At 62.6% G+C, this 14,320-nt stretch carries 11 protein-coding genes; 6 read left to right on the top strand and 5 right to left on the bottom strand.

Going from position 1 to position 14,320, the window contains the following annotated elements; translation table 11 throughout:
* The first annotated feature begins 157 nt into the window (after window positions 1-157).
* Window positions 158-850 carry a hypothetical protein gene (locus BKX93_RS02590; RefSeq protein WP_145929232.1) on the top strand — a complete coding sequence of 231 codons (693 nt, stop codon included), beginning with the start codon at window positions 158-160 and terminating at the stop codon, window positions 848-850.
* A 65-nt stretch (window positions 851-915) separates the two neighbouring features.
* Here the strand turns inward: BKX93_RS02590 and BKX93_RS02595 are convergent, their stop codons facing one another.
* Both BKX93_RS02595 and BKX93_RS02600 read right to left on the bottom strand, forming a co-directional pair.
* Entirely contained in the window at window positions 916-1,869 is a 954-nt protein-coding gene (locus BKX93_RS02595) for a hypothetical protein (RefSeq protein ID WP_070978583.1), read from the bottom strand.
* Between the two features lie 212 nt (window positions 1,870-2,081).
* Entirely contained in the window at window positions 2,082-2,951 is an 870-nt protein-coding gene (locus tag BKX93_RS02600) for a hypothetical protein (protein WP_070978585.1), read from the bottom strand.
* Window positions 2,952-3,142: 191 nt separating this feature from the next.
* On the opposite strand from BKX93_RS02600, the gene typA reads away from it, so the two are divergent.
* Window positions 3,143-4,960 (top strand): translational GTPase TypA, encoded by a 1,818-nt coding sequence (gene typA, locus BKX93_RS02605; RefSeq protein ID WP_046158126.1) that lies wholly within the window; start codon window positions 3,143-3,145, stop codon window positions 4,958-4,960.
* Window positions 4,961-5,018: 58 nt separating this feature from the next.
* On the opposite strand, the gene BKX93_RS02610 is transcribed toward typA, so the two are convergent.
* Window positions 5,019-5,576 (bottom strand): hypothetical protein, encoded by a 558-nt coding sequence (locus tag BKX93_RS02610; RefSeq protein ID WP_070978587.1) that lies wholly within the window; start codon window positions 5,574-5,576, stop codon window positions 5,019-5,021.
* A 256-nt stretch (window positions 5,577-5,832) separates the two neighbouring features.
* On the opposite strand from BKX93_RS02610, the gene nrdD reads away from it, so the two are divergent.
* The 3 genes from nrdD (at window position 5,833) to BKX93_RS02625 (ending at window position 11,697) form a co-directional block, all read left to right on the top strand.
* Window positions 5,833-7,971, top strand: coding sequence for an anaerobic ribonucleoside-triphosphate reductase (gene nrdD, locus BKX93_RS02615; RefSeq protein WP_070978589.1), 2,139 nt, complete (start codon window positions 5,833-5,835; stop codon window positions 7,969-7,971).
* Between the two features lie 7 nt (window positions 7,972-7,978).
* Complete coding sequence (gene nrdG, locus BKX93_RS23340; RefSeq protein ID WP_235429409.1) at window positions 7,979-8,548, top strand: anaerobic ribonucleoside-triphosphate reductase activating protein; 570 nt, start codon at window positions 7,979-7,981, stop codon at window positions 8,546-8,548.
* A gap of 1,952 nt (window positions 8,549-10,500) precedes the next feature.
* Complete coding sequence (locus BKX93_RS02625; RefSeq protein WP_070978592.1) at window positions 10,501-11,697, top strand: MFS transporter; 1,197 nt, start codon at window positions 10,501-10,503, stop codon at window positions 11,695-11,697.
* Between the two features lie 63 nt (window positions 11,698-11,760).
* Here the strand turns inward: BKX93_RS02625 and BKX93_RS02630 are convergent, their stop codons facing one another.
* Entirely contained in the window at window positions 11,761-12,462 is a 702-nt protein-coding gene (locus tag BKX93_RS02630) for a glutathione binding-like protein (RefSeq protein WP_070978593.1), read from the bottom strand.
* A 138-nt stretch (window positions 12,463-12,600) separates the two neighbouring features.
* On the opposite strand from BKX93_RS02630, the gene BKX93_RS02635 reads away from it, so the two are divergent.
* Window positions 12,601-13,245, top strand: coding sequence for an SOS response-associated peptidase (locus BKX93_RS02635; RefSeq protein ID WP_046166680.1), 645 nt, complete (start codon window positions 12,601-12,603; stop codon window positions 13,243-13,245).
* A 50-nt stretch (window positions 13,246-13,295) separates the two neighbouring features.
* Here the strand turns inward: BKX93_RS02635 and BKX93_RS02640 are convergent, their stop codons facing one another.
* The gene (locus tag BKX93_RS02640; RefSeq protein ID WP_070978594.1) at window positions 13,296-14,303 is read right to left on the bottom strand and encodes a class 1 fructose-bisphosphatase; all 1,008 of its coding nucleotides are present in this window, start codon (window positions 14,301-14,303) and stop codon (window positions 13,296-13,298) included.
* Between the last annotated feature and the right edge of the window lie 17 nt (window positions 14,304-14,320).

Here is a 14,320-nt window from a genome sequence, read left to right on the forward strand (position 1 = left end):
TTCAATCGGCCTCAGGGCGGTCGGTTGAATCTGCCCCGACCTTCTGGCCGGGGCTTTTTTCTGTCCAGGCGCTCTTTTGCCAAAGGAATGGAAACGCCAAATTCGGGATGCTTGCCAAGTGCGATAGAATTTCCACCTCATCATTTCGGAGCCGGCAATGAAAAAAACGATATTGGCGTGCATGTTGGCATGGCGCGGCTTGGCTTCGGCCGCGAGCCTGGAAGCGCCGCCGCTGAGCGGGCATTACTATCTGCAGGATGTGAGGGAGCTCGGCGCGGAGCTGCTGCTGAAACCAGATGGCAGCTTCGAATGGGGAATGAGTTACGGCGCCGTGGATCAATACGCCCAAGGAAGCTGGAAAGCCCTAGGCGGCAAGGTGGAGCTGCATAGCGCCGCCCAGGAAACGGCGCCGATTTTCCGTCTGTTCCGCGATGAAGAGTTTCGCATTCGCCGGCCGGCGGAAGAGGGAAGCTGGCTGGCGATCGTCGGCATGCCCGGCGCAGGCCCGATGGCTGGCGTGGAAGTCAGCTTCCAAAGCCGGTCCGGCAAGGTGCTGACGGCCGTCACCGACCGCAATGGCGACGCCATGGTCAGCGCGCCGGAGGGCGAGACTTGGAGCAGGGCGGGCTTGCGCCGAAGCGGCGGCAAGGATCAGGCGCAATGGTTCGATGTACCCGAGGAGCGCTCCGCGCAGCGCCTGGCCGCCTTTGCCGTCGACGATCCCGCCTACCTGAGGCTGCCGCCGTTCCAGAACCTGATCCTGACGGTGCGGAAAGACGGCAAGCTCGAGGTCGACGACGGCGCCGGACGCATGGTCTATGCCCGTCAGAATGCGGGCAAGGAAGAATAAAAAACCGCCATGGAGACAGGGGGGCTGCATAACCACGGCGGCGGTTAAATCGGAATGCGCGCTGATCAATAGCTGAGCGCGGTAGCGGCGGCGCTGGCGGCCGCGTGGTAGTTGCAGCCGCCTCCCTGCTGCAGAACGTTTGCGCTCCAGGCCAGCGACACCGGGCTCGAAATGACCTGCTCGTTGATGTCCAACAGCTGGATGCTTCTGAAGCTGATCGCGCCGTCGGCCGGATAGTTTTGGCAATTTGCGACGCCATACACTTCCAGCACGCCGCCGAATGCCCAGTTGAAACTCTGGCCATAATTGCTGGTATGGCTTAGCGTGGTCAGAGTATTTTGCGTGACGTCGCGTGTTTCCACATTCCAGGAGCCGCAAGTGGCCGCGCCAGCCGCGCAGTCATGCCAGACCCGGCCCGCGATCAAGTCGCCGCTGCTTACCTTGCGAGGCGTGCTGTAGTTCGCCGCGCCGTCTCTGCAGCAATTCCAGCTGGCGATCGTCCAGGCCTGGTCACCGAAGGCATTCCAACCCAGCACCGGTTGCAGAATGCTTTGCACATTGTTGCTGTCCTGCAGGCCGGGAAAGAAATAGACCACTTGCCCGCCGCGGTTCGCCGGCGCAGCGGGAACCTGCCAACTGGCGCTGATTCCGGCATAGGGAGACGTGCCGACCAGCTCCGAATCCTCCACCCAGCCGTTGATTGCCGCCAAAGAATTCGCCGCGCGCGGAGCCTTTGTCGCGGAGCCGGTCGCCGCTGCGGCCTTTCCTTGCGCATCGAAATGCGCGCGGCTGGCGCAAGCGGGCGGAGCGTCCGCATCCATTAGTCTTGCGCCGTCCGCCACTTCGCGGACGCAGAAAGGGTGAAAGTAGCCAAAAGGCGTAATCAGGTAGTTCTGCGGCACGCCGGCGGGGCGAGATCCCGCATTTGCCGTGGTCGGCGAAGCCGCCCAGGCGGACGAGGCTGCCAAAACGATCATCAGCAGGAATGCGCGGCCCGACAGGCCCGTCAATGGCTTCATGCGTCTCTCCCCATGGCGCGGACAGTCTGCCCCTTCGGACTGCGCTCTATGAATGAGGGTAGATGGCCGAGGATGGAAAGAACCTGTCCGATGGTTCAGACGCGCACGAATCAGCTGCACCTGTCGAAGCCAATGAGCCCGGGAAGGTCGGGTGACGAAGAGGGAGGGGGCGGTCTTGCCCGCATGCGCGTCGGCAAGACCAGGGAAGGGGTTCAGCTCAGCGGAGACAGGGCCTCGATCAGCGCCACTTCTTGCGCGTAGCTCAAGCCTTTCATCTTGGAAAGCAGAGCTTCGGCGTCGATCTGGTGCTGCTGGTCCAGTTCGTCTTCGATGATTCTGGCTTCCACCGCCAGCCAGACGCCTCGGCAGGAGGCGGCGCTGTCGAAATGGATGCCCGCGATCACGCCCGCGATCAGGCGCAATTCATCGTCGCTGAACATCCGCGACAGTTGGGCTTGCTCGCGGCGGACGATCTCCGCGTAACGGTCGCACATCTGCTGCACCCGCTCCGCGTCGCCGTAATGCGCAGGTTCGTCGGCCGGGCCGATTTCGCCGCCATGGTGGAACCAGGCCTCGATCAGCGGGCGCAGCTGCGGCAGATCCTCGTGCCAGACGCGCGCCAGCTCTTCGCGAAACTCGGCATTGTCGGTAAAGGACAGGTCGTCGAACGGCATTGCCGGCAGAACGTTCTCGTCCAGCGTGCGCTTGCCGACCCAAACGCGGCCCTCGTCGTCGATGCGGGTTTCCGCGCGCCAGACTGCCTGCTCTTCAGTGGCGAGATTGTCGACATGGATTTCGACATAGGGCAGGGGGACGCCCTGGCCTTCGTCCTCGCTGACAAAGCGCAGCGTGATGTCGAACAGCCCGTGCTTCATCACCTCCAGCAGTTGCAGCCCGCCGTCGTGGCCAGCCAGGATGTAGCGGTTGTCATCTTCGTACACCGCGATTTGGCCGGCGCCGGCGGCGGAGTGGATCAGCCGGGCCTTGAGCGCGCCGGCCAGCTCGTTCACGTCGCCATGGCGGATGTCGTAACCGGTGCGGTAGGCCTCGCGCTCATGCCACAGTGCGTTCCAGTCGTACATGTTGTGTGTTCCTTGTTGCCAGATGGCCGGAAGTGTAGCGCCAAACCGCGGCCCGGACTAATCCCTGAAAAATACATGCGGCCTTTACAGGATTGTCATCTGTCTTTACTGAAATTTTATCGGTGTGGTTCTACCATGCTATAATCTTTCGATTTTTCTGTTTTCAGAATTCCAGCCGAAACACGCTAAACATGACCCGACAAATCCGCAACATCGCCATCATCGCCCACGTCGACCATGGCAAGACCACCCTGGTCGACCAACTGCTGAAACAAAGCGGCACCTTCCGCGAAAACCAGCAGGTCGACGAACGCGTAATGGACAGCAACGATCTTGAAAAAGAACGCGGCATCACCATTCTCGCCAAGAACACCGCCATCAACTACGAAGGCGTGCACATCAACATCGTCGACACCCCGGGACACGCCGACTTCGGCGGCGAAGTGGAACGCGTGCTGGGCATGGTTGACGGCGTGGTGCTGCTGGTCGACGCGGTCGAAGGCCCGATGCCTCAGACCCGCTTCGTAACCAAGAAGGCGCTGGCCCTGGGCCTGCGTCCGATCGTGGTGATCAACAAGATCGACCGTCCGGGCTCCCGTCCGGACTGGGTGGTGGACCAGACCTTCGACCTGTTCGACAAGCTGGGCGCCACCGACGAGCAGCTGGACTTCCCGATCATCTACGCATCCGGCCTGTCCGGCTTCGCCAAGCATGAGCTGGAAGAAGAGTCCAACGACATGCGTCCGCTGTTCGAGACCGTGCTGAAGCACGTGCCGACTCCGGCCGGCGATTCGGAAGCGCCTCTGCAGCTGCAGATCTCCGCTCTGGACTACTCCACCTACACCGGCCGCCTGGGCCTGGGCCGCATCCTGAACGGCCGCATCAAGTCCGGCCAGCAAGTGGTGGTGATGAACCATGAAGAGCAAGTAGCCACCGGCCGCATCAACCAGGTGCTGGGCTTCAAGGGCCTGGAGCGCGTGGAAGTGCCGGAAGCCGAAGCCGGCGACATCGTGATCATCTCCGGCATCGAAGACATCGGCATCGGCGTGACCATCTGCGACAAAGAGCAGCCGGTCGGCCTGCCGGTCCTGTCCGTCGACGAGCCGACGCTGACCATGGACTTCATGGTGAACACCTCGCCGCTGGCCGGCACTGAGGGCAAGTTCGTCACCAGCCGCCAGATCCGCGACCGCCTGAACAAAGAGCTGCTGACCAACGTGGCGCTGCGCGTAGAAGACACGGCCGACGCCGACATCTTCCGCGTATCGGGCCGCGGCGAGCTGCACCTGACCATCCTGCTGGAAAGCATGCGCCGCGAAGGCTTTGAAATGGCCGTGGCCAAGCCGCGCGTGGTGTTCAAGGAAATCAACGGCCAGAAGTGCGAGCCGTACGAAAACCTGACCATCGACCTGGAAGACGACCACCAGGGCGGCGTGATGGAAGAGATCGGCCGCCGCCGCGGCGAGCTGACCAATATGGAATCGGACGGCATGGGCCGCACCCGCCTGGAATACCACATTCCGGCTCGCGGCCTGATCGGCTTCCAGTCCGACTTCATGACCATGACCCGCGGCACCGGCCTGATGAGCCACGTGTTCGACGACTACGCGCCGGTGAAGCCGGATCTGCCGGGCCGCCACAACGGCGTGCTGATCTCGCAAGAGAACGGCGAAGCCGTCGCTTACGCGCTGTGGAAGCTGGAAGACCGCGGCCGCATGTTCGTCTCCCCGGGCGACAAGCTGTACGAAGGCATGATCATCGGCATCCACAGCCGCGACAACGACCTGGTGGTGAACCCGGTCAAGGGCAAGCAGCTGACCAACGTCCGCGCCTCCGGCACCGACGAAGCGGTTCGCCTGACTACCCCGATCAAGCTGACGCTGGAATCCGCCGTGGAGTTCATCGATGACGACGAACTGGTGGAAATCACGCCGAAATCCATCCGCATCCGCAAACGCTACCTGCAAGAGCACGAGCGTCGCAAGATGGCCAAGGTGGAAAGCATCTGATCCGGACCTTGTCCGGCATGAACAAAGCCCCGCGCAAGCGGGGCTTTTGTTTTGCGCGCTAGTTCGGCCTGGCCAGAGCGTAGCTCAACTGGTCGAACAGCTGACGATAGACCGCCTGATCGCTGCACAGCAGCGTGCGCGAATTGCCGTTGCTGTCCCAAACAGTCTGGCGGATATTCGCCCGCAGCAGCACCTGCCGGGGCTGGCTGCCCGGCTTCAGCGTCAGCAGCACCTCCGTGGTCTGATGATCCGGCTTGCCCGGCAGCGGGAATTTCAATTTCAGCAACCATCGCAACACCTGGCGCGCTTCGCTGATCAACGTCTCGTCTTTCTCCGCTCGGATCACGCCGTAATCGGCATCAGCATCCACCCGCTTGTATCCCAAACGCTCGAACGCCTTGCGGCCAGCCTGCAGCGCCGCCGCCACGCTGGCGCCCTCCAGCCGCGCATCGCGCGCCTGCAGATAGTCGCGCATCTCCTCGCTCGTAGGAGCCACCCGCACCTGAGTGGCGCTGTAGCGCAGGACGCGGCCGCCCTGGCCCTGCATTTGTTCGTTATCGGCCGCCCAGGCCGCCAGGCAAAACGTCAACGGCAGCAAGCAGAATATGCGTTTCATTGGCGGCCTCCTTCAGAACAATGGCATGACATTCAATCGAAAATCGATGGCAATTGCAACCAGAGCCGTTATCGCCTCATTTTTAGACGATGGGCACAATATATTGATCACACTCAAGTTCAGCCACCATATTTTGAAGAAAAACCAGCCCGCAACCTGAATAAATCGCCTACAGTATTGACGATTTCAGGGCCTGCTTGGCGCAGGCGTGTTCTATATGGCCGGAATTGGCCAAGAGTCAGGAGAGAACCAGGCGATGCTGCAAGTGAGCAAGCGCGACGGCGCGGTAGTGGGATTCGACATCGGCAAGATCGCCAACGCCTGCCAGCGGGCCGCAGCGGCAGCCGGGCATGCGGAGCCAGCCAGGCTGGCATTGGAAATCGCCGCTCAAGTGGAGCGCGAATGCCGAGAGCTGGCCCAGAACGGCCGGTTGGACATCCCAGCCATCCAGAAACGGGTGGAGGACGCGTTGATGCAGCGCTACCCGGAAGTGGCGCGCGTCTATATCGAATACCGCCACGACCGCGAAACGGTGCGCGCCCGCGGCTCCGAGCTGCACGCCAAGCTGATGGGGCTGGTGCACAAGACCGACGAGGAAGCCACCACCGAGAACGCCAACAAGGACGCCAATGTTTTCCCGGTGATGCGCGACTTGATGGCCGGTATCGTCTCCAAGCAGTTCGCCGGCAATTTTTTGCCCAAAGACATCCTGAGCGCCCACAACGCCGGCGACATCCATTTCCATGATCTGGATTATTCGCCGTTCCTGCCTTTCACCAACTGCTGCCTGGTGGACCTGAAGGGCATGCTGGAGCAGGGCTTCCGCCTGGGCAACGCGCAGATCGAAAGCCCGCGCTCGATCGGCGTGGCCTGCGCAGTCACCGCGCAGATCATCGCTCAGGTGGCCAGCCACCAGTATGGCGGCACCACCATCCCCAATATCGACCAGACCCTGGCCCCCTACGTGCTGAAAAGCTATCGCAAGAACCTGGACGTGGCGGAACAGTACGGCATCGCCGAGCCGGAACGTTACGCGCGCGAGCGTACGGAAAAAGAGTGCTACGACGGCATCCAGGCCTGCGAATACGAGATCAACACCCTGTTCAGCTCCAATGGCCAGCAACCTTTCGTAACCTTCTCCTTCGGCATGGGCACAGCCTGGGAGGAGCGCATCATCCAGCAGGCCATCCTGAAAGTGAGAATCAAGGGACTGGGCAAGGAGGGCATCACGCCGGTTTTCCCCAAGCTTGTGATGTTCATCGACAAGGGCGTCAATCTGCGGCCTGAAGACCCCAATTACGACATCAAGCAGCTGGCGCTGGAGTGCACATCCAAACGCATGTATCCGGACATCATCTCCGCCGAGCTGAACCGGCGCATCACCGGTTCCTCGACGCCGGTTTCGCCGATGGGCTGCCGCAGCTTCCTGCCCGCGTGGCAGGACGGGGCGGGCAGGGAGGTGCTGGACGGCCGCAACAATCTGGGCGTGGTCAGCCTGAATCTGCCGCGCATCGCCATCGAAGCGCAAGGCGATGCGCAGGCATTCTGGACGCTGCTGGATTCGCGCCTCGGCCTGTGCTTCCGCGCGCTGATGTTGCGGCTCGACCGGCTGCGGGGCGTCAAGGCCAACGTGGCGCCGATTCTCTACACCGAGGGCGCGTTCGGCATGCGGCTGCAGCCGGACGAGGACATCATGACGCTGTTCGAGGACGGCCGCGCCTCGATCTCCCTGGGCTATATCGGCCTGCACGAGGTGGGCACGCTGCTATTCGGCTCGCACCCGGCCGACAGCGCGGAGATCCGCGATTTCCTGCGCCAAGTGGTCGCCCGCATGAATGCGGCGGCGGCGGAATGGCGGCGCGAAACCGGATTCGGCTTCTCGCTGTACTCGACGCCCAGCGAGTCGCTGTGCCACCGCTTCTGCAAGCTGGACCGGGAGCGCTTCGGCGATATCGCCGAGGTGACGGACAAGGGCTACTACACCAACTCCTTCCATCTGGATGTCTTCCGCAAGGTCAATCCATTCGAAAAGATAGACTTCGAGGCCGGCTATGCCGAACTCGCGACCGGCGGCCACATCACCTATGTCGAACTGCCCAATATGAAGCACAACCTGCAGGCGCTGGAGCGCATCTGGGATTACGCGCTGGAGCGGGTGCCTTATTTCGGCAGCAACACGCCGGTGGATTCCTGCGGCGCCTGCGGTTTCATGGGCGAGGCGAAGGCGGACGCGGACGGTTTCTGCTGCCCGCAGTGCGGCAACCGAGACAGCGCCTCGCTGTCGGTGACGCGCAGGGTGTGCGGCTACCTGGGCAGCCCCAATTCGCGCCCGTTCAATGCCGGCAAGCAGAAAGAAGTGATGCGTCGGGTCAAGCACTTCGGCGGCGAACACTGAGCGCAGGATGAATTACGATCGCTATTACACTTGCGACCTGGTCAATGGCGAGGGCGTGCGCGTCACGCTTTTCGTCACCGGCTGCGCGCACGCCTGCGACGGCTGCCACAACCGCTCGACCTGGGATCGCAAGAGCGGGCGGCCGTTCACGCCTGAGGCCAGGGAAGAACTGCTGAGCCGCTGCGCCGGCCATGACGGCCTCAGCCTGTCCGGCGGCGACCCGCTGCTGCCGGCCAACCGCGACGAGATTCTGGCCTTGTGTCGGATTTTCAAGCAGCGCTACCCGGACAAAAACATCTGGCTATGGACCGGCTATGACTACGAAGAGGTCCGGGAACTGGAGATTCTGCAGTTCGTCGACGTGCTGATAGACGGCCGCTACCGCCAGGATCTGCCGACAAGCAAACCCTGGCGGGGATCGGACAATCAGCGCCTGCTCAGGCTCGGCGCCCGATCACGGACAGCCGTTGCTGCCGGTGACGCAACTGACGTAATTGCTTTGGTAGCCCACATCGCTGCGGTCTCGCCCGTAGAGCGCGATCTCCTTGAAGTCGTTGGCGGAGAGCGTCAGCCCTGACAAATTGAAGCTTGCGCTGCCGGCGCTGCCGAGCTTGCCGCCCAGATCGATATGCACCGGGCTGTTGCAGCTGCTTGCATTGCAGAACGAAGCATCGTGGGGGACAATCGCGTTGCTCCCGGTCCATGAAAAGCTCAAGACGCCACCCAGTGGACTGGCGTAATTGACCAGCGCGGTTTTGCTCGCGCCATCCAGCGTCAGCCAGGGCAGGGTGGCCAATTGAGCCGATTGCGGCGGCACGCCGTCGATGCGGGTGATGACGCTGGCGATCAGGCTGGCGAAGGCATTGTCGGAATAGAGATTTATCTTTACTTGCCGTCCGCGTTGGAAGAATGCGGAAATCAGCGCGTCGCCCGAAGCCAGATTGCCGTTATTGAAGCTGTCCAGCCCCAGCCAGGTGCTGCCGCAACTGCTTCCCTGGATGGTGAGCCAGGACTGGCTGGCGCAGCCCGCGTTGCTGAGCGTGGCGATCGGGGTGCCATCCCAACCGGCGCCGGCGGCGTTGCGCTGATATACCTTCGCCGATTGCACCGCGTTGCTTACGCCGTTGGCGGCGGTATGGATCTCGAATGAGATCGCGCGGTAGTAAGACGGCTGCGGGTTGTTGACATTGGCTCGCAGCGTGCGCTGCACGTTGGCGTTGACATGGATTTCATAGGGCGTCGCCTGGCCCAGCAGTTTCCACGCGGTACTGCCGCTTCTCAGCACCACCGCCATTTCCGCGCCTTCCTGAATGGCGCTGCCGTTGAGCACGTCAAAACCGACGGTGCAGATCTTATCGCTTCCGGAAAAATCGCAGTCGCGGAGCGTGGGATTGGCGACGCTGCCGCCAAGCAAACCGCCCTGGGACAGGAAGCTGCAAATCTGCGCGGCGAAATTGCCGGCATTCAAAGCCTGTTGATTGATGGTCAGCGAGAACTGGGCATCCAGCATGCTGGCATTGTTGCCGAGCACGGTCGCGCATGCGCCGACCGTGCTGCTGCCCGCCGCGGAATTCAGCGCGGAAAATATCTGGCTGATGCCGGTCAGATCAAGCCCCAGGCCGCTGATCAACGCGCTATCGCCAAGGCTGCCGGCCTGGACGCCGCTGCTATCCACGTAGAAATTGCCGCCGCCGACGCGGCCTTCCAACTGCACGAAAGTGTGGCCATTGTTGACGCCGGTACTGGCTGCGATTACATCCAGCATCTTGTCCATGCCGGTACGGTCGGCATTGAAGGCGGTAGTGGTGAAGTCGGCGCCTCCGCTCAGGCCCACCGCAGCCAATACCTGGGCCAGCGCGGTTTGCAGGGTTTGTTGGCTGGCGTTCAGCGCGCTGGCCGATGGCGCGCCGGACGTCATGATGCTGGCGGCGTCGCCGCCATTGGCCAGCGTGACCTGCGCCGTGGTCAGGGAGGTGACGTTGGCGACACCGCCGCCTTGCGCGACGGCGTAATGGCAGATGTAGACGGCATTGACTAGTCCGCAGGCCTGCAAGCGGTAGGGGGCGGTCAGCCCGTTCAGGCTCAGATTGCTGTAACTGCCGTCGCTGTTGACGCTGGCGCTGACCGTCTGGCCGTTGCTTCCCATAATGGTCAGCGTGGCGTTCTGCATCGGAGCCCCGACAGCGACTGTGCCGGACAGCGTGGCGGAGCCCGCGCTTGCGCTTCCGCCCCCTCCGCCCCCGCATGAGGTCAACGCGATACAGCAGGCAAGCCCAAGAAACGCGCGATGAATTCTCATTCCTTTTACCCCCACAGTTCATCCTGCCGTGCTCCCAGATTAGTCAATCGGCAAGCGCGCATGGATATTTCTTCATCACCGCGTCAGAGCGCGCGAACATTGGCCTGGGCTTGCGTGACGCCGCATCGCGCGTGGAAGTTTGTTGCTATTTTTTGCGATGCCAGGCCTCCGCATGAAATACATTTATCATGAATGGATGAGCTGACAATAACTAGAGCTGGAGAAGAGGCATGGCTTGGAGCAAGGAGCAGAAGCAAACAGTGTTCGCCTGCTATCTGGGCTGGACCCTGGACGCGTTCGACTTTTTTCTGATGGTGTTTGTGCTGAAGGATGTCGCCAAGGAGTTTGGAGCCGACATCGAGGCGGTCAGCTGGGCAATCATGCTGACGCTGGCTGCGCGGCCGATCGGCGCGCTGATATTCGGCCGGCTGGCCGACCGCTTCGGCCGAAGGCCGGTCTTGATGGCCAATATCGCGCTGTATTCGATACTGGGATTTTCCTCCGCCTTCGCGCCCAACCTGATGGCGCTGCTGGTGCTGCGCACCTTGTTCGGCGTGGCGATGGGCGGGGAGTGGGGCGTAGGCTCTTCGCTGACCATGGAAAGCATACCCAAGGAGTCGCGCGGCTTCGTCTCCGGCTTGCTGCAGGCGGGCTATCCCAGCGGCTACCTGCTGGCGACTCTGGCATTCGGGCAGCTGTTCGAGCACATAGGCTGGCGCGGCATGTTCATGCTCAGCCTGTTGCCGGCGCTGCTGACGCTGTACATCCGCCGCAACGTGCCGGAAAGCCCCAGCTGGGAAGCTTCGCGCCATCACGAAAAGCCCGGCTTGCTGCAGGCGATATCGGCCCAATGGCGGCTGTCGCTGTACGCCATCATCTTGATGACCTGCTTCAATTTCTTCTCGCACGGCACCCAGGACATGTATCCAACCTTCCTGCGCGTGCAGCATAAGTTCGATCCGCATACCGTGCAGATGATCGCCATCTGCCTCAATGCCGGCGCCATCGTCGGCGGCTTGGCCATCGGCAGCCTGTCCGAGAAAATCGGCCGGCGCAACGCGATCACGCTGGCCGCGCTGTTCGCGCTGCCGGTATTGCCGCTATGGGCTTTCACCAGCACGCCGCTGCTGTTGGCCATCGGCGCGTTCCTGATGCAGATTTCGGTCCAGGGCGCGTGGGGCGTGATTCCGGCCCACTTGAACGAAATATCGCCGGCGGCGGTGCGCGCCACCTTTCCCGGCCTGGTCTACCAGCTGGGCAATCTGTTCGCCTCGGTCAACAGCCCCTTGCAAGCCCATATGGCCAAGACCAACGGCGGCGACTACGGCCTGGCCATGGCCATCGTCGCCGGTCTCGTCGCGCTGGCGATCGCGATCCTGATCCGCTTCAGCCATGAGCGGCGCGGCGAGACGATGGCCTCGCACTAGCAACAACCAATCAAAACGGCGGCCTGCGGGCCGCCGCTGATGGGCACGGGGCGCGGGTCAGGCTCAGCCGCCTCGCGGCTTGCCGTCCTGGCCGAACAGAATGGCGCGCGAGGCGTCGGTGACCGAGGGCGCCGTATTGATGGTTTCCGCCAGCGCGTAGGCGCGTTTCACGGCGGGCCGTTCGGCGATGCGGTCGAACCAGCGCTTGAGAGACGGAAAATCGTCCAGATTCTGTTGCTGGCGCTGATACGGCACGATCCACGGATAGCTTGCCATGTCGGCGATCGAGTATTCTCCGGCGATGAAATCGCGGCCATCGGACAGATGCGTGTCCAGCACGCGATAGAGGCGGGCGGTTTCGCGCACGTAACGGTCTATCGCGTACGGCAGCTTCTCCGGCGCGTACTGGGAAAAATGGTGGTTCTGGCCCGCCATCGGTCCCAGGCCGCCCATCTGCCAGAACAGCCACTGCAATGCCTCGTTGCGGCCGCGCAAATCTTGCGGAATGAAGCGCCCGGTCTTGTCGGCCAGATACAGCAGGATGGCGCCGGATTCGAACAGGCTGATCGGCTCGCCGCCGCCCTGCGGCGCATGGTCCACGATGGCCGGAATGCGGTTGTTGGGCGCGATTCGCAGGAAATCCGGCTTGAATTGATCTCCGGTGGCGATGTTGACCGGCTCGATACGGTAGGGCAGGCCGGCCTCTTCAAGGAAGATGGTGATCTTGTGGCCGTTGGGCGTGGTCCAGTAATAGAGGTCTATCATCGTTCGCTTCCTGGCTTGGGAGTGGAAGGAATGACATGGGGGCATGTCATGACTTTCCAAAGAGGCTCTCTGACCAAGCATCGCCCGGCAGTCGTCGGCGCGGTATCATTGTGTGCCACAAAATCCGGCAAAGAGAACATGTGCGTCAATTTCACCCCGCCCAGCCGCGGCCAGCTGCGCGAATGGTTCGGCTGCGATCCGGGCGAATGGCAATGGCAGGATGAAACCTGGCAAGACTATCTGGCGCCCATCCTGACCCGCGACGGGCTGCGAATGGCCAGCTACGGTTTCATCCCCAAACGCCACCTGCCTGAAGGCGTGCGGCTGAGCACCATGAACGCGCGCGCCGAAACCATAGGCCAACTGCGCAGCTACCGCGACGCCTGGCGCAACTGCCAGCTGTGCCTGGTGCCGATGCAAGCCTTCTACGAACCCTGCTACGAGAGCGGGCGGGCGGTGCGCACCAAGATCGGCATGGCCGATGGCGCGCCGTTCGCGGTGGCTGGCCTGTGGCGGGAATGGCGCGAGGCGGACGGCTCGATCAGCCTGGCCTTCACCCAGATCACCATCAACGCCGACGGCCACGGGGTGATGGGCCGCATGCACCGGCCGGGCGACGAAAAGCGCTCGCTGGTCATCATCCCCGCGGCGTTGCACCAGGAGTGGCTGCACTGCCGCAATCCCGAGCAGGCCAGGGCATTTCTGCAGCTCTTCGCCGCCGAGAGGATGCGCGCGGAAGGCGAAATTCCGAATCCGCCCCAGCAGGGATCGCTGTTCGACTGAGTCAAAGAAAAAGCCCGCAGAACGCGGGCTTTTTCGAGCGAAGTTGGCGCTTATTGCTGCTCGGCGTGGTAGCGCGTCACCAGATCCACCTCTTCCTTGGAACCCAGAAACACCGCTACGCGCTCGTGCAGCTTGGTCGGTTGGATGTCCATGATGCGCTGATGGCCGTTGGTGGCGACGCCGCCGGCCTGCTCGATGATGAAGGCCATCGGATTGCCTTCGTACATCAGGCGCAGCTTGCCGGCCTTGGACGGATCGCGCGCGTCCTTCGGATACATGAAAATGCCGCCGCGGGTGATGATGCGATGCACCTCGGCCACCATCGACGCCACCCAGCGCATATTGAAATCGCGGCCGCGCGGACCGGTCGCGCCGGCCAGCATCTCTTCCACGTAGCGGCGCACCGGCGCTTCCCAGTGGCGCATATTGGACATGTTGATCGCGAATTCGGCGGTGCGTTCCGGCACTTTCATGTCCGGATGGGTCAGCACGAAGGAGCCGTGCTCGCGGTCCAGCGTGAAGCCGTGCACGCCGCTGCCGAAGGTCAGCACCAGCATGGTTTGCGGGCCGTAGACGGTATAGCCGGCGGCGACTTGGTGGGTGCCGGGCTGCAGGAAGTCAGCCTCGGTCGGCTGCGTCACGCCCTCGGGGCAGCGCAGGATGGAGAAAATGGTGCCGACCGATATGTTGACGTCGATGTTGGACGAGCCGTCCAGCGGGTCGAACATCAACAGGTATTCGCCCTTCGGGTATTCACCCGGGATGTGGTAAGGCAGCTCCATCTCTTCCGACGCCATGGCGGCCAGGCTGCCGCCCCATTCGTTGGCGTCCAGCAGGAAGTCGTTGGCGATCACGTCCAGCTTCTTCTGCGCCTCGCCCTGAATGTTGCCGGTGCCGGCTTCGCCCAGCACGTCGGCCAGCGCGCCCTTGTTCACCGAATAGCTGATGGCCTTGCAGGCGCGGCCCACGGTTTCGATCAGCAGACGCAATTCCGGCGGCAGCGTGCCCGCCTTGCGCTGTTGTTCGATCAGAAAACGGGAGAGGGTGATGCGGCTCATGACGTTCCTTAGGCTGG

Origin of the sequence: Chromobacterium vaccinii (genome assembly GCF_001855275.1) — a bacterium.
GTDB lineage: Bacteria > Pseudomonadota > Gammaproteobacteria > Burkholderiales > Chromobacteriaceae > Chromobacterium > Chromobacterium vaccinii.